This window comes from Prochlorococcus marinus XMU1402, from assembly GCF_017696205.1.
GTDB lineage: Bacteria > Cyanobacteriota > Cyanobacteriia > PCC-6307 > Cyanobiaceae > Prochlorococcus_A > Prochlorococcus_A marinus_AC.
This window is the reverse complement of record NZ_JAAORD010000001.1, coordinates 145,901-166,250: the sequence shown is the minus strand read 5'-3', so window position 1 is coordinate 166,250 and position 20,350 is coordinate 145,901. Positions and strand designations below refer to the sequence as shown.

General features: G+C 32.2%; 22 protein-coding genes. 12 read left to right on the top strand and 10 right to left on the bottom strand.

Translation table 11 applies throughout. The features are described from left to right. Positions 1 to 5: 5 nt before the first annotated feature. Positions 6 to 1,151: a cysteine desulfurase family protein gene (locus HA141_RS00900; protein WP_209116303.1), complete on the bottom strand. Its 1,146-nt coding sequence runs from the start codon at positions 1,149 to 1,151 to the stop codon at positions 6 to 8. A gap of 59 nt (positions 1,152 to 1,210) precedes the next feature. On the opposite strand from HA141_RS00900, the gene HA141_RS00895 reads away from it, so the two are divergent. Further along, complete coding sequence (locus HA141_RS00895; RefSeq protein WP_209116302.1) at positions 1,211 to 1,939, top strand: response regulator transcription factor; 729 nt, start codon at positions 1,211 to 1,213, stop codon at positions 1,937 to 1,939. A 1-nt stretch (position 1,940) separates the two neighbouring features. Here the strand turns inward: HA141_RS00895 and bchM are convergent, their stop codons facing one another. Next, entirely contained in the window at positions 1,941 to 2,642 is a 702-nt protein-coding gene (gene bchM / locus HA141_RS00890) for a magnesium protoporphyrin IX methyltransferase (RefSeq protein ID WP_209116301.1), read from the bottom strand. Between the two features lie 89 nt (positions 2,643 to 2,731). Here bchM and purE point away from each other — a divergent pair, with 89 nt between their 5' ends. Then, on the top strand, positions 2,732 to 3,268 hold the full coding sequence (gene purE, locus HA141_RS00885) for a 5-(carboxyamino)imidazole ribonucleotide mutase (RefSeq protein WP_257472406.1): 537 nt from the start codon (positions 2,732 to 2,734) through the stop codon (positions 3,266 to 3,268). Positions 3,269 to 3,283: 15 nt separating this feature from the next. Here purE and cysC read toward each other — a convergent pair whose 3' ends face one another. After that, positions 3,284 to 3,907 (bottom strand): adenylyl-sulfate kinase, encoded by a 624-nt coding sequence (gene cysC, locus HA141_RS00880; RefSeq protein WP_209116300.1) that lies wholly within the window; start codon positions 3,905 to 3,907, stop codon positions 3,284 to 3,286. Between the two features lie 42 nt (positions 3,908 to 3,949). Continuing rightward, the gene (locus tag HA141_RS00875) at positions 3,950 to 4,261 is read right to left on the bottom strand and encodes a translation initiation factor SUI1 (protein ID WP_209116299.1); all 312 of its coding nucleotides are present in this window, start codon (positions 4,259 to 4,261) and stop codon (positions 3,950 to 3,952) included. A gap of 48 nt (positions 4,262 to 4,309) precedes the next feature. Here HA141_RS00875 and trpB point away from each other — a divergent pair, with 48 nt between their 5' ends. After that, positions 4,310 to 5,554, top strand: a complete 1,245-nt coding sequence (gene trpB, locus HA141_RS00870; protein WP_209116298.1) for a tryptophan synthase subunit beta — start codon at positions 4,310 to 4,312, stop codon at positions 5,552 to 5,554. Here the strand turns inward: trpB and HA141_RS00865 are convergent, their stop codons facing one another. Further along, entirely contained in the window at positions 5,555 to 5,905 is a 351-nt protein-coding gene (locus HA141_RS00865; protein WP_209116297.1) for a rhodanese-like domain-containing protein, read from the bottom strand. A gap of 89 nt (positions 5,906 to 5,994) precedes the next feature. Here HA141_RS00865 and HA141_RS00860 point away from each other — a divergent pair, with 89 nt between their 5' ends. From HA141_RS00860 to HA141_RS00825, 8 genes are all read left to right on the top strand, one after another. Further along, a complete protein-coding gene (locus HA141_RS00860; RefSeq protein WP_209116296.1) occupies positions 5,995 to 7,455 on the top strand; it encodes a hypothetical protein in 1,461 nt (486 codons plus the stop codon). 124 nt (positions 7,456 to 7,579) lie between these two features. Continuing rightward, positions 7,580 to 8,725 carry a citrate synthase gene (locus HA141_RS00855; RefSeq protein ID WP_209116295.1) on the top strand — a complete coding sequence of 382 codons (1,146 nt, stop codon included), beginning with the start codon at positions 7,580 to 7,582 and terminating at the stop codon, positions 8,723 to 8,725. 75 nt (positions 8,726 to 8,800) lie between these two features. Further along, entirely contained in the window at positions 8,801 to 9,919 is a 1,119-nt protein-coding gene (nuoH, locus tag HA141_RS00850) for an NADH-quinone oxidoreductase subunit NuoH (RefSeq protein WP_209116294.1), read from the top strand. A 69-nt stretch (positions 9,920 to 9,988) separates the two neighbouring features. Next, positions 9,989 to 10,615 carry an NAD(P)H-quinone oxidoreductase subunit I gene (gene ndhI, locus HA141_RS00845; protein WP_209116293.1) on the top strand — a complete coding sequence of 209 codons (627 nt, stop codon included), beginning with the start codon at positions 9,989 to 9,991 and terminating at the stop codon, positions 10,613 to 10,615. Positions 10,616 to 10,628: 13 nt separating this feature from the next. Next, the gene (locus tag HA141_RS00840; RefSeq protein WP_209116292.1) at positions 10,629 to 11,228 is read left to right on the top strand and encodes an NADH-quinone oxidoreductase subunit J; all 600 of its coding nucleotides are present in this window, start codon (positions 10,629 to 10,631) and stop codon (positions 11,226 to 11,228) included. Between the two features lie 18 nt (positions 11,229 to 11,246). Beyond that, a complete protein-coding gene (nuoK, locus tag HA141_RS00835; protein ID WP_002807273.1) occupies positions 11,247 to 11,567 on the top strand; it encodes an NADH-quinone oxidoreductase subunit NuoK in 321 nt (106 codons plus the stop codon). A 9-nt stretch (positions 11,568 to 11,576) separates the two neighbouring features. Next, entirely contained in the window at positions 11,577 to 12,479 is a 903-nt protein-coding gene (locus tag HA141_RS00830) for an NAD(+) kinase (protein ID WP_209116291.1), read from the top strand. Beyond that, positions 12,480 to 12,977 (top strand): adenylate cyclase, encoded by a 498-nt coding sequence (locus HA141_RS00825; protein ID WP_209116290.1) that lies wholly within the window; start codon positions 12,480 to 12,482, stop codon positions 12,975 to 12,977. Between the two features lie 209 nt (positions 12,978 to 13,186). Here the strand turns inward: HA141_RS00825 and HA141_RS00820 are convergent, their stop codons facing one another. Continuing rightward, on the bottom strand, positions 13,187 to 13,465 hold the full coding sequence (locus HA141_RS00820; protein WP_025914016.1) for a helix-turn-helix domain-containing protein: 279 nt from the start codon (positions 13,463 to 13,465) through the stop codon (positions 13,187 to 13,189). Positions 13,466 to 13,541: 76 nt separating this feature from the next. Here HA141_RS00820 and HA141_RS00815 point away from each other — a divergent pair, with 76 nt between their 5' ends. Continuing rightward, positions 13,542 to 14,432, top strand: a complete 891-nt coding sequence (locus tag HA141_RS00815) for a methylenetetrahydrofolate reductase (RefSeq protein ID WP_209116289.1) — start codon at positions 13,542 to 13,544, stop codon at positions 14,430 to 14,432. Here HA141_RS00815 and HA141_RS00810 read toward each other — a convergent pair. From HA141_RS00810 to HA141_RS00795, 4 genes are all read right to left on the bottom strand, one after another. After that, positions 14,416 to 15,594 carry a nucleotidyltransferase family protein gene (locus HA141_RS00810; RefSeq protein WP_209116288.1) on the bottom strand — a complete coding sequence of 393 codons (1,179 nt, stop codon included), beginning with the start codon at positions 15,592 to 15,594 and terminating at the stop codon, positions 14,416 to 14,418. The genes HA141_RS00815 and HA141_RS00810 overlap by 17 nt on opposite strands. A gap of 48 nt (positions 15,595 to 15,642) precedes the next feature. Then, a complete protein-coding gene (locus HA141_RS00805; protein ID WP_209116287.1) occupies positions 15,643 to 16,464 on the bottom strand; it encodes a segregation/condensation protein A in 822 nt (273 codons plus the stop codon). 123 nt (positions 16,465 to 16,587) lie between these two features. Continuing rightward, positions 16,588 to 18,192, bottom strand: a complete 1,605-nt coding sequence (locus tag HA141_RS00800; protein ID WP_209117871.1) for an NAD(P)H-quinone oxidoreductase subunit 4 — start codon at positions 18,190 to 18,192, stop codon at positions 16,588 to 16,590. A 109-nt stretch (positions 18,193 to 18,301) separates the two neighbouring features. After that, complete coding sequence (locus HA141_RS00795; protein WP_209116286.1) at positions 18,302 to 20,323, bottom strand: NAD(P)H-quinone oxidoreductase subunit 5; 2,022 nt, start codon at positions 20,321 to 20,323, stop codon at positions 18,302 to 18,304. Between the last annotated feature and the right edge of the window lie 27 nt (positions 20,324 to 20,350).

Genomic DNA, 20,350 nt, shown 5'->3' with positions numbered 1-20,350 from the left:
AATTTCTATCGTAATGATCTGATCGTATTTGTAAGAATATGAATTGCTTGTTTTATATCTTTTGAATTAGTACTTAATCCAATACTTAACCTTATTGAAGATTCTGCTTCTTTAAGAGATCTACCTAAAGCTAGTAAAACATGAGATGGTTCACCATTACTACATGCAGATCCAGTAGAACAAATTATTTTAGATTTTAAAAGTTTATGAAACTTTGCTCCGTTTAAATCCAATACAGTCAAATTTAAATTGTGAGGTAATCTTTTTTCTATGGAGCCATTAATTAATAAACCAGAATTATTTTTTAACAACCCCTCCAAAAGGTTATTTCTATGAAAAAGTAATTTCTCAGCATTATTTTTTTGATTAAGAACCGCTATCTCTATTGCTTTAGCAAAGCCAACTACTAAAGGAAGAGGTAATGTGCCAGACCTAAAACCATACTCCTGACCTCCTCCAACAATTAAAGGCTCAAGATTAATTTCTTCATCAATCAAAAGAAGTCCTATCCCTTTAGGACCATATATTTTGTGAGAACTCATCGTTATCATATTTACATCTGACAAAAGATTGTCTAACGCCATATAACCTAAGCATTGAGCAAAATCAGAGTGAAATGTTATTCCTCTCGATTTACATATCTTTAAAATATTTTCTATGGGCTGAATAACTCCTATTTCATTATTTGCCAACATGACACTAACCAGAAATGTATCTTCTCTTATATTTTTTTTGAATTGTTCTTCTGAAATTAAGCCATCTTTCTCAGGATTAATTTCCGTAACTATAAATCCCTCTTTTTTTAGTTGGTTTAAGGGCTCCAAAACAGCTTTATGCTCCGTTTTTAAGGTAATAATATGTCCATAATTTCCTGTTTTTTTATAGAAATTTCTGGCAAAACCTAATAAAGCTAAGTTATTAGATTCAGTTGCCCCACTTGTAAAAATAACTTTTTTATTATTAAGAAATAAACTTTGTTCTATTTTTTCTCTTGAGGCTTCCAATATAGCGCTTGCGTTAATCCCAGCCAAATTAGATTTGCTTGCAGGGTTAGAAAATATCTCACTCCAAAAAGGTTTCATAGAATCAACGACATCTTTAGAGCAAGGAGTCGAAGATTGATAGTCTAGTAGTATGGGAGTTGATAGCATTATGTTTAGTATATAAAATTCTGTTTATTACAAGAAAATCAAATTAAAGAATTAAAAAAATGAATGAAATTAATCAAATAAATAATGAACCTGTAAGAAAATCAAGAATTTTATTAGTTGATGATGAGCCTGGCTTAAGAACAGCTGTTAAAACATTTCTAGAAGATGAAGGCTTTGAAATATTTATTGCAGTTGATGGAGAGGATGGTTGGGAAAAAGCTCAAACAATTTTCCCCGATTTGATAATTAGCGATGTTATGATGCCCCGAGCCAACGGTTATGCTTTATTAGAAAAAATTAGAGAAGATGAAAAATTAGGAGGAACTCCAGTTATTTTTCTAACTGCAAAAGGAATGACCCTAGACAGAACAGAAGGTTATCTTGCAGGAGTTGATGATTATATTTCCAAACCTTTCGATCCTGATGAATTAGCAGCAAGAGTCAAAAATGTAATCAACAGACAAGAACGATTATTAAAAGAAGCGGCACGATTCGCAGATATTGACGTTAGCAAAATGGCAAAACAAATTACTGAAATAAAATCTATGCTCACAGACCAAAACCAGACTAATCTAGAAAATAAAATAAATCTTCCTAGTTTTACTCCTAGAGAAGCAAGTGTGCTTCAACTAGTAGCAGAGGGACTGATGAACAAAGAAATTGCAAGACAGCTTGAAACATCTATTAGAAATGTTGAGAAATATGTAAGTAGACTTTTTATCAAGACAGGTACATCTAGCCGAACAGAATTAGTTCGTTATGCACTTGAAAATCATTTAGTGAAATAAATTATTTAATTTTTTCGAATTCAATTAGTTTTGAAAAATAAAAAGGAGCTTGATTTAATTTCTTTTTAACAACTTTAAACCCTCTTTCTTTAACAGCATTAATAATACCCTTTTCTTTCAATGTATATGCTCTTGTAGTTTTACTTGGCCCAGGAAATAATTTTCCAATATTTTTTAAAACAGCAAGAACTGGGGTATAAGGAGCAAAGCTAACGATTAGTTTTTCTTTGCTTAAATCGCATAGATGTTGCACCATTTCTTCTGCGACCGGTTGAGGATAATGAATAAATACATCCAAACAAACTACAACATCAAATAATCCTTTTAATTTTTCTAGATCACAGATTTCATATTTGATTTTACCTTGATTCAACCCTAATTCATTAATGCGTTTCTTTGTTTCTTTAATCATTTCAGAAGAAATATCGCTCACCTGTAGTTCTTTTATACCAAGTCTTAGTAAAGGTATGGAAAGACTTCCTACACCACAGCCTGCATCACAATAACTTTTTTTTGTTAGTTCAGGATAATTTTTGATGTATGAGACTACATCATCTACAGTTTTTTGATGTCCTTTCCTAATATTTTTCTGAACTGTATTAATTTCATCAGATTTGCTATAAATTTTATTCCATCTTTCAAAGCCAGTACCATTAAAATACTCTCTTACTTCACTTTTTTCGATAATCTTATTTGACGTCATAATATTCTATGAAAATTTATTCTTTTTATACTAACTAACTGGCGCCAAATTAATTGCACGCCATTATAGGAAAGAATTGATTTGTTATTTTGTCAGAATTGAATTCTAAAGATATTTATAAAATTGCTGTCGTAATGGGTAGTGATTCAGATCTAAAAACATTGAAACCAGCCATTGATATTTTAAGAGAATTTGGAATAAAAACTGAAGTTTCTATACTTTCTGCTCATCGAACACCTTTTGAAATGATGGAATATGCAAAAAATGCAGAATCAGAAAACATAAAAGTAATAATTGCAGGTGCTGGGGGTGCTGCTCATCTTCCAGGAATGCTGGCATCCATAACTTGCATTCCTGTAATTGGCGTACCAGTAGAGAGTAAGACTCTTAAGGGGATTGACTCTCTTTTATCAATCGTTCAAATGCCCGCTGGAATTCCAGTTGCAACAGTTGCAATTAATGGAGGTCAGAATGCTGGATTATTGGCAATAGAGATGATCAGTTTATTTGATGAATCCATAAAGAAAAATTTGAAAAAATTTAGAAAAAATCTACATACACTGGTAAGAACTAAAAATAGTAAGTTATCAAATATTGGACCTGATAATTATCTTCAAAATGAATGAACTAATATTTTTCTATTAGGTCTTGTTAAGCAAGTTTTCTTTTTTAAGGTAGTTAATAATTTTTTCAACGGAATCATTTAAATCTAACGAACCTGTATCAACAACAATTTCGGGATTAAGAGGCGCTTCATATGGACTAGAAATCCCTGTGAATTCTTTAATTTCTCCCAAACGAGCTTTTTTATAAAAACCTTTAGTATCCCTATTTTCGCAAACTGTGATATCAGCAGAACAATAAACTTCAATAAAATCCTTAGATCCAATAATTTTTCTCACCTTCTCTCTATCGCTAATAAATGGCGAAACGAATGCTGTAATAGTTATTATCCCAGCATTCATAAATAAATTCGCAACTTCGCCAATTCTTCTTATATTTTCTTCCCTATCTTCATCCGAAAAACCAAGATCTTTACATAAACCGTGTCTAATATTATCTCCATCCAACACATAAGTCGAAAAACCATCCAAGTGTAAAACTTCATTTAAAGCGTTGGCCAAAGTACTTTTGCCAGAACCAGACAAACCTGTAAACCAAATAACCAAACCTTTATGACCTCTCATTTTCTCTAACTTTTCTCTATCAATAGTTAAGTTGTGCCACTTTATATTGGTTGACTTTGTTTGATTTTGTTCTTTCATTTTTTACTTCATCAAAATTAAAAACCTATCCTAACCCTTGCTTCATAAATTATGAAATCCCTCTTTACGAAGAAACTCAATTGATTTCGATACCATATCACCCTGTAACTGGATATTTCTATCAATTAATGCTCCTCCAGTCCCACAAAAAACTTTAATTTTTTTTAGTAATTCTTTTAATAAGATTTCATCCTCAGTGCCTAAACCTCTAATTAAAGTTATAGTCTTGCCCTTTTTACCTTTTTTTTGTTTTGAAATATTTATTTTTGATCTTTTATTAAAAGTATCTACCTTAGCTGTTTCTTCAGATTTCTTTTCTTGATTATCAAATTCGATCCAATTCTTTTTTCCCATTATTTTCAAAATAATCTATAGTTAGTTAATACTTATTCTATAGAAAAAGTGGTAAGTACATTTTCTCGCAAAGATCAAAACTATAAAAATGACGATTTAAATCAACCCTCCAAAGAGGGAAGATTTGGAAAATATGGTGGTCAATATGTTCCTGAAACGCTAATGCCCGCTCTTTTTGAGCTTGAAGACGCTGCATCTAATGCATGGAAAGATAAACTTTTTGTAGAAGAATTAAATCATCTACTTAAGACTTATGTAGGAAGAGAAACACCACTTTATGAAGCCAAAAGACTTACTGAACATTACAAAAATAACCAAGCAACTCCTAGAATATGGCTTAAAAGAGAAGATTTAAATCATACTGGGGCTCACAAAATTAATAATGCTCTTGGTCAAGCTTTATTGGCAATAAGAATGGGTAAAAAAAGAATAATTGCAGAAACTGGAGCAGGTCAGCATGGAGTTGCTACTGCCACTGTTTGTGCGAGATTTGGCTTGAAATGTATTATCTACATGGGTGCTGAAGACATTAAAAGACAATCCCTTAACGTTTTCAGAATGAAACTTTTAGGAGCTGAAGTTAAAGTTGTAAATTCTGGAACTGCAACACTTAAGGATGCTACTAGTGAGGCCATTAGAGATTGGGTTTCTAATGTCGAAACCACACACTACATTTTAGGATCTGTTGCAGGCCCACACCCTTTCCCAAAGATTGTGCGGGATTTTCATGCAGTTATAGGTGAAGAAACTAAAAAACAATGTTTCAAATCATTTGGATCTTTGCCCGATATTTTGCTTGCTTGTGTAGGTGGGGGATCAAACGCAATGGGGCTTTTCCATCCCTTTGTTAAAGAAACTTCTGTGCGACTTATTGGAGTTGAAGCCGCAGGAAGCGGAGTTGATACTGACAAACATGCTGCCACTATTACTAAAGGGTCAGCTGGAATTTTGCATGGCTCAATGAGTCTTCTCTTGCAAGATGATAATGGTCAAGTACAAGAAGCTCACTCAATAAGTGCAGGTTTAGATTACCCTGGAGTAGGACCTGAACATAGCCATTTAAAAGATATAGGTAGAGCAGAATATGGATCAGTCACAGATCAAGAAGCTTTAGACGCTTTAAAACTTGTTAGTGAACTAGAAGGAATTATACCTGCACTTGAAACTTCCCATGCCTTTGCTTGGTTAGATAAATTATGCCCTACTCTTGAAAAAGATACTCATATAGTTATCAATTGCTCTGGTAGAGGCGACAAAGATGTTAATACTGTTGCATCTTCATTAGATATTTAATCAATACCTTGGGATTGATGGGTCAATATTTCTACTCCATCCATCAATACCCTCCTCCAAATTCCAAATTTCGCTCACAATATTATTATCCAAGCACCATTTAGAAAAGTTATAACTTCTTATTCCTGCATGACAGGTAACTACAATTTCTCTATCTAATAAACCAGCAAATATTTCTTCAACATATTCAGATGTGACTTTACTAATTGGTATATGTAAAAATTCTTTTGAGAAACGAGCTATTTCAAGCTCTGACTGTTCTCTTACATCAATTAAAACTGGATCTTCTTTCTCAGAATTAAACCAATCATTGAGACTAGAAGCATTTATGGATTTTGGATAACTTCCCAATTTATAGGATAAATTATGTGTTATTTACAATTTAATAAATTAAGTTGCAGTAAGAAGTTTATTGTTAAAAATAAAAATAAACATTGATAATGAAACTTAAAGTAGTAGCAATAATAATATTATTATCTTTATTACTTTTTTTTGGTTTTAAAAAAGTTTCTGCTAATAAAAATAAGGAGCAAAGTACAAATATTGAGCAACTAAATATCTTAAGATATATACCTGAAAACAATAAATTATTATTTATTTCAAATTTAGATAGTTTTCATATTGTTAATAATAATGAAAAAGATAAAAATTCAACAAACCAAGATGACTTTGTTTTAATAAAAGACTCTATCTTAGATTACTTAGGTATAGATCTAGGCAACAATAAATTAGAAGATATCTATAACAATGAACTTATAATCTCATTTTTTGAAAATCATAAGAAGCTTAAAGATGATATTTTGATTATTTTTAAAATTAAGCCAGAAAAAACAATAGACGATTTATTAAATTTGCCTAATAAAATTGATCAAATTGATGAGATAATTTCAATTAATAGAGAAAACAAAATAAGTTTCCTTAACTATATATACCGAACCAACGATAATTATATAATTGCTTCATCAGATAAAAACTTAATCAAAAATAGTATTTATTCTAGTAATCACTTTAAAGAAAAAAAATTTGAATATGAGGGAGAACTTTCTAGACTAAAAAAAGAAAAAAATATATTATTTACAAATAAATTTTGTGAAAGCATTTTTTTTAATAAAGAATTTTTTACTGAAAATAATGAGGATATTATAGCTACAACATTTGACTTAAAAAATAAAAATCTAATTTTAAAATCATATCTGCTAAATAATAAAAAAAATCTTGATATTCTTACTTACGATAAACTAATAAATGAAGAAAATAATAATGAAAATAATCCTGAAGTTTCAATTTTTAGTGACATAAATAATTTTGGCAAATACATTAAACCTTTAATAAATGATTTTGAACAAGAATTTTTTGAGGATTTTAATAATAATGCAAATCAAAACATTTTAATTCTCAATTCAAAAAAAGATTGGCTAATTACATTTGAAAAAAATACTGAAGATCAATTTGATTTAAGTGCTTTGAAAAAACTAAAAGATTTCAATAAATATACTTTGAAACAAAAGGAAGATATATATTCGATATATTCCAAAGATATTCTTGAAGAAAAAGATGATGTAATCAAACAAATAACTTTTGAAAATGTCTATTCAATAGAATCTGGAGGTTTGCAATTCATAAGTAATTATTTAATTGATAGTAAAAAACTAGAAACAATCTCAAAAAAATTTTTTAACTTAAAAAGTAATAAAGATAAATCTGCTTTTCTTTATGCAAAAGTTGATACCAAAAATGAAAATTCCAATAAAATTGAATATCTTTCAGATTTGGAAGATCTTAATTTTCTCGTTAAAAATATTTTAAAAATATCAAATGAAGAATCTCTAGAAATCATAAGTCAATCTATTCCAGAAAAAAATCCAATTTTTTATACAGAAAAAAGTTTAAAAATCCTTTAATAAATTTATTCAAAAAAGCTTCAAACTCAAACATTCTAAATTTTTGTGAAGTTAAAAACTTGTGGTTAATTAAAAATTATTTGACTATCTTTAATCTATAAGTATTTGATATTGAATTAAGCAATTGGACAATAAAAAACTAATTTTAAAACCAGGATTAGAGGGTGTCCCAGTTACTAATTCATCTATCTGTGATATTGACGGCAACAAAGGCAAACTATTATATAGAGGCTACACCATTGAGGAACTATCCCAAAAAAGTAGTTTTTTAGAAACTGCTTACTTATTAATTTGGGGTGAATTGCCTACAGCTACTCAACTAAGAGATTTTGAACAAGAAGTTCAGATGCATCGCAGATTAAGTTTTAGAGTCCGAGATATGATGAAATGTTTCCCTGCGACAGGTCATCCTATGGATGCCCTCCAATCAAGTGCGGCTTCCTTAGGGCTTTTCTATTCACGTAGAGCGATAGATGATCCTAATTACATCTACAACGCAGTGATAAGACTAATAGCAAAAATACCAACTATGATAGCTGCTTTTCAACTTATTAGGAAAGGACAAGACCCTATTCAACCTCGAGATGATTTAACTTACTCATCAAATTTTCTTTATATGCTGACTGAGAGAGAACAAGATCCTATAGCTGCAAAAGTTTTTGATAGGTGTTTAATTCTTCATGCCGAACATAGTTTAAACGCAAGTACATTTAGCGCTAGAGTAACCGCAAGCACTCTTACAGATCCGTATGCTGTTATCGCCTCTGCGGTAGGAACCCTAGCTGGTCCACTGCATGGAGGAGCAAATGAAGATGTGATTGCAATGTTAGAAGAGATCAAAACTCCAGAAAATGCTGGGTGTTTTTTAGATAACGCGATAAAAAATAAAACTAAAATCATGGGCTTTGGCCATAGAGAGTATAAAGTCAAAGATCCAAGAGCAATAATTCTTCAAAAACTTGCAGAAGAGCTTTTTATTAGATTTGGAGCAGATAAAATGTATGAAGTTGCTAAAGCATTAGAGGCAGAGGCAATTCCAAGACTTGGACCTAAAGGTATTTTCCCCAACGTGGACTTTTATTCTGGTCTTGTTTATAGAAAACTTGGTATTCCTCGTGATTTATTTACTCCAATTTTTGCCATATCTAGAGTTGCTGGTTGGTTAGCTCATTGGAGAGAGCAACTTGGTGCAAATAGAATTTTTAGACCATCTCAAATCTATACTGGTTCAGCACCAAGAGATTGGATCAACCTAGAAAATAGAGAATAATATTTGCAGCTTTTCATAAAAAACACACATATTGTTTGTGAAGAGTTAATGTATTAAGTAAATAACATAAAAATTTTGGAATACGGATTAGATCTCGAATATAGTTTTAATGAATTCTTAAAAGGTTTTGGCCTTTCTAGTGAAATTGCCCATATAATTTGGATTCCTATACCTATGCTTCTAGTTTTAGTAGCAGCAGTTGTTGGCGTTTTGGTAACAGTTTGGCTTGAAAGAAAGATATCTGCTGCTGCTCAACAAAGAATAGGTCCCGAATATGCTGGTGCCCTTGGCGTCCTACAACCAATTGCAGATGGTCTTAAGTTACTTGTCAAAGAGGATATTATTCCTGCTAAAGCTGATGGAATCCTCTTCACTGCAGGACCTATATTAGTTCTTGTCCCAGTAATACTCTCATGGTTAATTGTCCCTTTTGGACAAAATCTTTTAATAAGTAACGTTGGTATTGGAATTTTTTTATGGATCGCTTTAAGCAGTATCCAGCCAATTGGACTTCTTATGAGCGGATATGCATCAAACAATAAATACTCTTTATTAGGAGGATTAAGAGCAGCAGCTCAATCAATAAGTTACGAAATACCTTTAGCTTTATCTGTACTAGCTATCGTCCTAATGACAAATTCTCTCAGTACTATTGACATTGTTAACCAACAAAGTGGTGCTGGAATACTAAGTTGGAACATTTGGAGACAACCAGTAGGTTTTATAGTTTTTTGGATTTGTGCTCTTGCAGAATGCGAAAGACTTCCATTCGACTTACCTGAAGCTGAAGAAGAATTAGTTGCAGGATATCAAACTGAATATGCTGGGATGAAATTCGCATTGTTCTACCTTGGTAGTTACATCAATTTAATTCTTTCAGCATTATTAGTATCAATACTTTATTTGGGAGGATGGGGGTTTCCTATTCCAGTTGAATTAATAGCTAATTTTTTTAATTTGCCAATTAATGCACCTTTCGTTCAGGTTTTCACTGCATCAATAGGAATTGTAATGACTGTTTTAAAAGCATATCTTTTAGTTTTCATTGCAATATTATTACGCTGGACAACTCCCAGAGTAAGAATAGATCAACTTTTAGATCTAGGATGGAAGTTTCTTCTTCCAATTTCTCTTGCTAATCTTTTGATAACTGCAGGATTAAAACTTGCTTTTCCCCAATTCTTTGGTGGCTAAATTTAAGTAAAAATACTTAAATTTAAAATTATTCCACTAAAATAAAAATAACAAAGCAAATTCTTCAAAATGAACAATTTCCTTCAACAAATAAATAGCTATATCAAGGAAGCATTTAATGCTGGGAAATATTTATACAATGGTATATCGGTAACTTTTGATCATCTTCGAAGAAGACCTGTCACTGTCCAATATCCGTATGAAAAGTTAATACCTTCTGAAAGATATAGAGGAAGGATACATTATGAATTCGATAAATGTATTGCTTGCGAAGTTTGTGTGAGAGTATGTCCCATCAATCTGCCAGTAGTTGATTGGGTAATGAATAAAGAAACCAAAAAAAAGGAACTTCGAAATTATTCAATAGATTTTGGAGTTTGTATATTTTGTGGAAATTGTGTTGAATATTGTCCAACTAATTGTCTATCAATGACTGAAGAATATGAATTAGCTACTTTCGATAGACACAATCTAAATTTCGATAATGTAGCACTTGGTAGACTACCTACAAACGTCACAACAGATCCATCAGTTAAACCTCTTAGAGAACTTGCCTACCTCCCTAAAGGTGTAATGGACCCTCATGAAATCCCAGCCTCAAATACTAGAGCTGGTAAACTACCTGAAGAAGTCTATGATTGGATGAGACCTGAATCCAATGAAAATAAAGATAAAGTTTCTAATCCAACTAATTAACTTACATTAAGTTATGTCCATTGCAATAACAACACAATTTATTTGTTTTACAGTTCTATCTTTAGTTGTCATTATTGGAGCCCTCGGTGTTATATTGCTTGAAAGCATTGTCTACTCAGCCTTCCTTCTTGGAGGGGTTTTCATGAGTGTGGCGGGATTATATCTTCTTTTAAATGCAAGTTTTGTTGCTGCGGCACAGGTTTTAGTTTATGTGGGTGCAGTGAATGTATTAATAATTTTTGCTATTATGCTTGTCAATAAAAAAGAAAATTTAAAGCCTATCAATGACATTAAATCGAGAAGAATCATATCAACATCGATATGTTTAACCCTACTAAGTCTCTTAATAAGGGTTGACTTGACAAATGTGTGGAGTCTATCCAGTCCTCAAAACTCTATAGGAGAAGAATCAACTATTAGAATTGGAGAACATCTGTTTAGTGATTATTTACTTCCATTTGAAGTAGCTTCAGTCTTACTTTTAATGGCAATGATTGGAGCTATTGTTTTAGCAAGAAGAGATGTAATGAGCAAAGATATTTCTACAGGATTACCTGTTGATCAAGAGTTAATTGAAAAATCATCTGAACCATTACTTACAAACAAAAATTAACCTTTCCACTCTCTTATTATGAATTTAGAATCAATACCTCTTCAAGCTTTTTTGATAGTATCTTCAGCACTATTTTGCATTGGTATTTGGGGATTATTAAATAGCAGAAATGCAGTCAGAGTTCTAATGAGTATTGAATTAATGCTCAATGCGGTCAATATCAACTTAATGGCTTTTTCTTCCTATATTGATAATAATTTAATTCAAGGACAAGTTTTTACGATTTTTGTGATTACTGTTGCTGCAGCAGAAGCCGCCGTTGGATTAGCTATTTTGTTATCTCTTTACAGGAATAGAGTGACTGTAGATATGGAAAGCTTTAATTTACTAAAATGGTAAAAGTATTAAATGAAACTTTCATTAGTTCTCATTGTATATCGTTCAGATAGTTCTATAGCTTTAGAGGCTTCAAAATTTTGTGAAGAAGTTCTTAAAGCTAAAAATATTAAATCAAACAGGATTGAAAGTGATTTTCATAAAGAGGAAATTGAAAAATATCTTTGCAAGTCAGAATCACAACCAAATATAGGAATAGTACTTGGTGGGGATGGTACCTTCCTGAAATGTGCAAATGCTTTAGCTGATTATGATATTCCTTTATTGAGCATTAATATTGGTGGTAATTTGGGTTTCCTGACACAAGAGAAAGATTTTCTATTTGACAAATCTTTTATTGAAATTCTTGAAAACGAAGAATATATAATTGATTTTCGGAATAGAATCAATTGTGATGTTTGTATTAGTGGAAAAAGTACTGAAAAAAAAATTATAAAAAGCTATGACGCATTAAATGATTTTTATTTTAAATCCGTTGAAGAAGATATTTCTCCTACTAACCAAATACAAATTGAAATAGATAATGAGAAGGTAAATGAATATAAAGGTGATGGATTGATTATAGCTACATCTACTGGTTCAACAGCATACTCAATGGCTGCAGGTGGTCCAATAGTACATCCAAGTATAGATGCAATGATAATTAACCCTATATGCCCAATGAGTTTAGCTAGTAGACCAATAGTTATTCCTAATACAAGTAAGGTAATCATTAAACCAGTAAAAAAAAGTAAAGGTGAAATTAAATTATGGAGAGACGGTTCAAAATGTATGACTATTAAAGAAAATTATTATTGTGAGATCAAAAAAGGGGAATCACCCTGCAAAATAATAAAGTTTAAAAAAAGTGCTAACTACTATAATACTTTAATAAAAAAACTAGATTGGAAAGGGGATTTATCTCTAAAAAATTAAATGGCCTTAGAAATAGAAAGACGATTTCTTATAAAGAACGATAGCTGGAAAAAATTCATCACAAAAAAAATCTGTATTGAACAGGGATACTTATCAGAAAGTTTAGATAATTGGATAATTAGAATAAGGCGCACGGGCAAAGAGTATAAAATTGCACTCAAAAAACATATCGAAAGCTTTACCAACTTTGAATTTGAATACTACATTCCACAAAAAGATGGCAAAACTATAATGTCGAATCTCACAAATACAATAAAGAAAGAAAGATTCTTTTTAGATGTTGAAAAAAAATTTTGGATAATAGATCGCTTTAAAGAAGATAATTATCCACTTGAAATTGCTGAAATTGAACTTCCTAATGAAGAGGAAAATTTGTATCTTCCATCTTTCATTTCAAAAGAAATTACAGGGCTCAAAAATTACACTAATTTCGGTCTCACAAACAAACCTTTTTCAAAATGGGAAGATAAAAATTTGACAACTTTCAAAAACAACTAGTCAAAGTTACCACTTTTCCTTTATATTTTCTTTATATTTTAAAAAACATACCTTTCTTCAAATGTATGGTCTTTACGACAAAGAAGGAATATTGAGATTTGTTGATTCAGACAAAGATGCCTGCTTAGCATATGCTGAACTATTCGATTTAGGCTCTACAAACTATTGTTTAATGAATTTAGCTAACGATACAAAAAAATTAGAGCGCACTAATCTTGATCTGAATCTGGGAGGGAACAACAATTAAATCCATCTCTACAAATCTTTCCATTATCCATTGCCCAATTTAAAAGTGCTACTCTATTTTTTGAACCTGTTTTTGTAAACATATTACTTACATGATTATCAACAGTTCTTTTACTAATGGTAAGTTTTACTGCAATTTCTTGATTTGTCAGCCCATCAGCTACGAGATCAATGATTTCCATCTCTCTTGTTGAGAGACCCATCATATCAATGTTGTTTACTTCTTCTTCAACCATTTGCATTTAAACAGTTCCTTTTTTATATTAATTAAGTTTAGCAATCTAATCACACTTGTTACCAAGTAGGAAACAAAAGCAATTGAAATCAAAACTTCAGCAGACTTTAGAAAAAAAATCCAAAGTAATTACAGCAGAATTAATGCCGCCTAGAGGTGGTAGCCCCGTAAGATCTCTTAAGATAGCACAACTTTTGAAAGATAAGGTACATGCTGTTAACATTACTGACGGAAGCAGAGCTGTAATGAGAATGTGCAGCTTGGCAATGTCCAAACTATTACTGGAAAATGGTATAGAACCAGTAATGCAAATATCTTGCAGAGATCGTAATAAAATTGCTTTACAATCAGATATTCTTGGAGCAAATGCTTTAGGAATTAAAAACATTTTATGCATTACCGGTGATTCAGTAAAAGCCGGGGATCAACAAGATGCAAAAGCAGTTCACGAGTTCGAATCAGTTAGATTGCTTCAACAAATTCAAGCATTCAATAATGGTATTGATCCAACTTTTGGAGAACTTCCCGATAAAAAAACATTTATTTTTTCTGGAGCTGCGGCTGATCCAAGTTGCAGAAATCTAAGAAGTTTAAAAAATAGAATGAAGAAGAAAAAAGAGGCTGGAGTTAAATTCTTACAAACTCAAATGGTTATGAAAAAAGAAAATCTGATAGAATTTTGCGAAGAAGTTAGCAACCCTCTAGAGATACCCGTAATTGCAGGTGTATTCTTATTGAAATCCTATAAAAACGCTCTCTTCATAAACAAATATGTACCGGGCGCAAACATTCCTGAAGATATTTTAAATCGTCTTCAAAATGCTAAGGACCCTTTAAAAGAAGGTATAGAAATTGCAGCTGAGCAAGCTCATAATTTTATTAATATTGCAAATGGTATTCATCTAATGGCTGTTAAGTCTGAACATTTAATCCCTGAGATTCTTGATAAAGCAAACATTAATCTGGAATATTAATCAAATCAGTACCTAACAATTCTGCCATTGCCTTCTGCTGTGGAGATGGTTCAGTCATATCAGATCTTCTAGAATCTGTTATCAACCAATCCAACGATGCATCTTGCAAATCAAAGTGATCTCCATTTTTGTCCACACAATAACGGCCAAAAACTAATTTATCAACCAGTCGAACACCCTTACCAATTTTGGAATAATCAAAAATAATTGAATTATCAATTGTTGCACCTTCGCAAATACAACAACTTGGTCCAATCATTGCAGGGCCAATAATCTTTGCACCATCTTCAATTCGGGTCATCCCACCTATGTATACTGGACCATTTACATCTATCGTTTCCCAATTCGCAGCAACATTTAATCCAGTGAAAACTCCAGGTCTAATTTCTTTACCAGGGATCTCTACTTGTCTTACCTTACCTAATAATACATTTCGAATGGCACTCCAATAATCAGGAACTTTTCCAATATCTACCCATTCAAAATCCATTGGTAGTGCAAAAAATGGTAAATCCATTTCAACAAGTTTAGGAAAGAGATCAGCACCAATATCAAATTTTTCACCTGATGGAATGTAATTAAAAATTTCAGGTTCAAAAAGATAAATACCAGTATTAATAGAGTCGCCTAAGGCTTGATCTATAGATGGTTTTTCTTGAAATGCTTTGATTCGACCATTATCATCTGAAACTACTACTCCATAACTTGATACTTGATCAATCGTTACTTTTTTAGTTATTAAACTTGCAATTGCTCCCTTTTCTTTATGTTTCTTTACTGCTTCAGTCAAATCTAAGTCAACTAAAGCATCGCCACAAAGTACAACAAAAGTTTCATCAAAAAAATTTTGAAAATCTTGAATTTTTTTTAATCCTCCTGCTGAACCCAAAGCATCTCCTATTAACTCCCCGTCTTCAATCCTACCCTCAAAACTATACGCAATCTCCACTCCAAATCTTTGACCATCCCTGAAATAATTTTCAATTTCTTCAGCAAGGTGAGAAACGTTAACCATTATTTCTTTAAATCCATGTTCTTTTAAGAGTTCTAAAAGAAACTCCATTACAGGTTTTTGTAAAATCGGTATCATTGGTTTAGGTATAATATGAGTTATGGGCTGAACACGTGTACCTTTTCCTGCCGCAAGTATCATTGCCTTCATAAATTCAAAACCTCTTTTTAAAGATTATACGTTATTACTATTAAGCTTCTAAACAGCAGTGGTAGAGATATTTGTTTCGTCAAGATTTTCAATTGGCAATTGAGCTAATCCTCCTTCAGGAATTATTCTTTTTATTTGAATTGGGCCATATAAAGAATTGATTTGTTTAATTTTAATTTTATTTTCAGAAGATAAAAATAACAAAGCCCAAAAGACCCCAAGACGATCTTTATCTAAATCATTTTTTACAACTTTTTGCCATTGCTTCACTAAATATTCAAAATCAGTCCACTGCAATGCTTTTTCCCACCCATCAATAAATTTACCTAATTCTTTTGTGGTTTCCGGTAGTTTTTCACTATGGGCTAAAGATTTGACTTCAGAAATTAAAGACTTATTAGAATATTTTTTATTTCGTTTTCTCTTCATAAGTAGAAGATCCTGGGTTTCTATAACTTCAGCAATAGACTCTAATTGACTTACAAGTTCTCCCAATGTTGTAGTACGTTTAAGAATTGGTTGTGCTACTGATCTTCTTCTTAAGTATTTCTCAGGGTATTTTGGGAAATCAAATTCTTGATCTATCCAATCTTGATCATCAACTTCAAAATCATCTTCAAAATCTGAAGAATTTTCTTTGAAAACATCAGATTCTAAAACTTGAGCCTTTAAATTCACCAATACAGAAGCCGCAAAAAAAGCCTCGCTCGTCTCAGATAAATCCCTCTGATATGAAATATGACTATTTGAAGTTTTTTCAAAAGAATGTGAATATTGCTCTAAAAAACTATCAATTACACTTATTACATCAATATCCCATGGATCAAGATCACCTTTGCCAGCGGCGTCTTGGAGAAACTTAATCAACAATCTTGGCCCTAATTGTTGACTATCGATAGAGTTTAAAGAGAATATTTTAAATTTGGTAATAACTACACATAAGATATCTTCTTATTTATTTGACGCAAAACAATATTGCATTAATTTACGAAACTAAATTGTTGGAGCTTTTAAAATCTCATTTTTCTTAGTTCCTGAGAAAATATTTGTTTTAGCAGCACTTTTAACTGCAGTTAAATTTCTATCTACAAGGTTATTAATAGAAGCAAGATAACTTTCAGTAACTAATCTTGGGTATAAACCTATTCCAATTATTGGCAAAAGTAAACAAGCAATAATATAGACTTCCCTAGGCTCTGCATCAATAAGTTTTCGTTCTTCGGCTAATTTTGGATTTTCTTTGCCAAAGAAAATTTCTCGCAACATTGAGAGTAGATAAATAGGAGTAAGTATTACACCAATAGCAGCTAAAGAGGCCATAACTATCCTAAAAGGGAGTGTATAAACTTCATCTGTCACAAAGCCTGTAAATACCATCAATTCCGAAACAAATCCACTCATACCTGGTAAAGCAAGTGATGCTAGGGAGCAAGCAGTCCATAGTGCAAACATGATTCTCATTTTTTGTCCCACACCACTCATTTCATCAAGTTTCAGAGTCTTTGTTCTATCATAAGTAGCCCCAACAAGAAAAAATAAACTAGCCCCAATCAATCCATGACTAACCATTTGAAGCATTGCACCACTCGTTCCAAGACTACTAAAACTTCCTATTCCAATAAGAACGAAGCCCATATGACTTATTGAACTATATGCAATTTTTCTTTTTAGATTTCTTTGAGCAAAAGAAGTTAATGCAGCATAGATTATATTTACTACACCTAGAACAATTAATAATGGGGCAAATTGAGCGTGAGCTATAGGTAATAATTGCGCATTAAATCTTAAAAGAGCATATCCTCCCATCTTTAATAAAATTCCCGCTAGAAGCATATGAACAGGAGCCGTAGCCTCTCCATGAGCATCAGGAAGCCAAGTATGAAGAGGTACTATTGGAAGTTTCACCCCAAATGCAATTAAAAGACCTACATAGCAGAGGATTTGGAATTTTTGACTAAAATCTTGTTCTGCCAAGTGAGAAAACTCAAAGTTGGGGATTTCTGTACCGTAGAAACCCATAGCCAATGCTGCTAGAAGAATAAATATAGAACTGCCAGCTGTATAAATAATGAATTTTGTCGCAGCATATTGTCTATTTTTGCCACCCCAAATAGCCAATAGTAAATATACAGGGATTAATTCAAGTTCCCAAGTAAGAAAGAATAAAAGCATATCTTGAACAGCAAATACAGCGATTTGGCCCCCATCCATCACTAATATTAAGAAGAAAAATAACTTTGGTTTAAACTTTACTGGCCATGCAGCTAGAACTGCTAAAGCAGTTATAAAACTAGTTAATAATATTAATGGCATCGAAATACCGTCAGCACCAACTGACCATGTAAGACCTAAATCAGGGAGCCAATTCAAATTTTCCTTAAGTTGAACATTTTCATTATCAATATCGAAGCCATTTATATATGAACCGACAGTTATTAAAAAAGTTATTAATGCAATAGACAATGCAAACCATCTAACCTCTTTACCCTCTCCTTTATCTGGGAAAAAAGGTATAACAAATGCACTACCAATTGGGAACAAAATTGCAGCTGATAGCCAAGGAAAAGTCGACAATCCTGCCCCCAAGGTACCTAACATTTGTGTCGCAAAACAAGTATTCAATTTAATTAGAAAATTATCTTAAATAAATTCTAGAAATTATCTGTATTTTTTCATCCTAATGAACAGTGAAGACACACAATTGAAATTAAGTTACCTGAGGAGATTGAAACCCAAATATTGCAACTAATAAAATTACACCTCCAAAAACAATAAGAGCGTAAAATTGAGCTCTACCGGTCTCAAAATATTTTAAACCCTCTCCACTTCCTAGAGTAATAAGTCCAGTAAGATTTACTACGCCATCAACTACCTTAGAATCAACTTCTAAAACTTCTTTAGCTAGTTTTCTACTACCCTTCACAAAAAGCTTTTCGTTAATATCATCTAGATACCATTTATTGGATAAAAATTTATTAATAGAGGGAAATTTCTCTGCAAATAAAACTGATAAATTAATTTTTTTCGCAAAATATGCTTGGTAAGCAATAATTATTCCAGCTGATGCGATTACAACAGATGCTATAGCTAAAGGCAAAAATTCTTTTAATTCAAAGGCATTTTTTGCAATTTCTGCTTCTTCGGGATCTAGTAAATTTGCAAATTTACTATTCCATGGGAGTCCCATAAAGCCGATAATTACTGAGGGTACAGCTAGAAATACTAATGGAAATGTCATTGACCAAGGAGACTCATGAATGGACCCATGTTCTTCATGGTCTTCTTCGTTTTCTTCATCTAGATTAACTTTAGAAGCCATTAAAAGCTCTTTTTGTAATTCCGTATTATCACCTCTAAAATCCCCTTCAAATGTCAAAAAATACAGCCTAAACATATAAAAAGCAGTCATCCCAGCTGTTAATAATCCTATAAACCAAAAAGCTGGAAATGATATAAATGCATTTCCGAGTATCTCATCTTTACTCCAAAAACCTGCCAATGGAGGAATACCGCTAATTGCTACACAACCTATTAAGAATGTTGTCGATGTAAATGGCATTTTTTTTCTTAAACCGCCCATTAATCTCATATCTTGTGCCAATACAGGCTGATGACCTACTACTTCTTCCATAGCATGAATAACAGAACCAGATCCTAAAAATAGCATTGCTTTAAAACATGCATGAGTTACTAGATGAAATATTCCAGCTACTGGAGCTCCACAACCCATCGCGAGCATCATATAACCAAGTTGAGAAACGGTACTGTATGCCAAACCCTTTTTTAAATCCATTTGGGTCAAAGCTATAGAAGCGCCCAAAAAACAAGTAATAGTACCAACTAAAGCAATAATGAACTGAATTGAAGGAAATATAGAATATAGTGGTTGAAGTCTAGCTACTAGAAATATTCCAGCGGCAACCATAGTAGCGGCATGGATAAGTGCAGAAATCGGCGTCGGTCCCTCCATCGCATCAGGTAACCATACATGAAGAGGAAACTGAGCAGATTTTGCCATTGGACCTAAAAACACCAAAAAACAAAGTAGTAAAGCAGCCCAAACAGGTAATGAATTATCAGATACTGATTGAGAAATTCCATTAGCTATCTCACTAAAATCAAAACTATTTGTTGCCCAAAATAGGCCAAGAATTCCTAGCAATAATCCAAAATCTCCTACCCGATTAACAACAAATGCTTTTTGTGCAGCGTGAGCGGCACCATCTCTGTCGTACCAAAAACCAACCAATAAGTAAGAGCACATTCCTACTAATTCCCAAAAAACGTAAATTTCCAACAAATTTGGGCTGATTATTAGTCCCATCATAGAACTACTAAATAGGGCTAAATATGTAAAAAATCTCACATAACCCTTATCATGTGCCATATAACCATGAGAGTAAATCATAACCAACAAAGTTATGGTAGTTACAAGAGCCAGCATTACACTACCCAAAGGATCAAGTACAAAGCCCATTGGAATTGTGAAATCTCCAGCATTAGCCCATACAAATAATTTCTCTACAGATTGATAACCGTTAACTTGTTCAATCAGAGCTTTATAACTAATTACAGCAGAAATGCCAACAAAAGAAATCAGGCCTGTAGAAACAATTTCTCTGGAATTATTAATTTTCTTATTAATACTTATCAGTCCTAAACCAGAAAGCACTGCTCCAATAAGTGGGAAAACAGGAATTAACCAGGCAATTTCTGAAGCTTGAGGCATGTTTTAAAGAATTTATACTTTAGATTT

Bases quoted from the DNA above. Each gene is read 5' to 3' on its own strand.
- HA141_RS00825 (WP_209116290.1), top strand. From the start codon at position 12,480: ATGGCCTTAGAAATAGAAAGACGATTTCTTATAAAGAACGATAGCTGG.
- HA141_RS00900 (WP_209116303.1), bottom strand. From the start codon at position 1,151: ATGCTATCAACTCCCATACTACTAGACTATCAATCTTCGACTCCTTGC.
- HA141_RS00875 (WP_209116299.1), bottom strand. From the start codon at position 4,261: ATGGGAAAAAAGAATTGGATCGAATTTGATAATCAAGAAAAGAAATCT.
- HA141_RS00840 (WP_209116292.1), top strand. From the start codon at position 10,629: ATGTCCATTGCAATAACAACACAATTTATTTGTTTTACAGTTCTATCT.
- ndhI (WP_209116293.1), top strand. From the start codon at position 9,989: ATGAACAATTTCCTTCAACAAATAAATAGCTATATCAAGGAAGCATTT.
- cysC (WP_209116300.1), bottom strand. From the start codon at position 3,907: ATGAAAGAACAAAATCAAACAAAGTCAACCAATATAAAGTGGCACAAC.
- HA141_RS00860 (WP_209116296.1), top strand. From the start codon at position 5,995: ATGAAACTTAAAGTAGTAGCAATAATAATATTATTATCTTTATTACTT.
- HA141_RS00800 (WP_209117871.1), bottom strand. From the start codon at position 18,192: ATGTTAGGTACCTTGGGGGCAGGATTGTCGACTTTTCCTTGGCTATCA.
- HA141_RS00830 (WP_209116291.1), top strand. From the start codon at position 11,577: ATGAAACTTTCATTAGTTCTCATTGTATATCGTTCAGATAGTTCTATA.
- HA141_RS00810 (WP_209116288.1), bottom strand. From the start codon at position 15,594: ATGAAGGCAATGATACTTGCGGCAGGAAAAGGTACACGTGTTCAGCCC.
- HA141_RS00895 (WP_209116302.1), top strand. From the start codon at position 1,211: ATGAATGAAATTAATCAAATAAATAATGAACCTGTAAGAAAATCAAGA.
- nuoK (WP_002807273.1), top strand. From the start codon at position 11,247: ATGAATTTAGAATCAATACCTCTTCAAGCTTTTTTGATAGTATCTTCA.
- HA141_RS00820 (WP_025914016.1), bottom strand. From the start codon at position 13,465: ATGCAAATGGTTGAAGAAGAAGTAAACAACATTGATATGATGGGTCTC.
- HA141_RS00795 (WP_209116286.1), bottom strand. From the start codon at position 20,323: ATGCCTCAAGCTTCAGAAATTGCCTGGTTAATTCCTGTTTTCCCACTT.
- bchM (WP_209116301.1), bottom strand. From the start codon at position 2,642: ATGACGTCAAATAAGATTATCGAAAAAAGTGAAGTAAGAGAGTATTTT.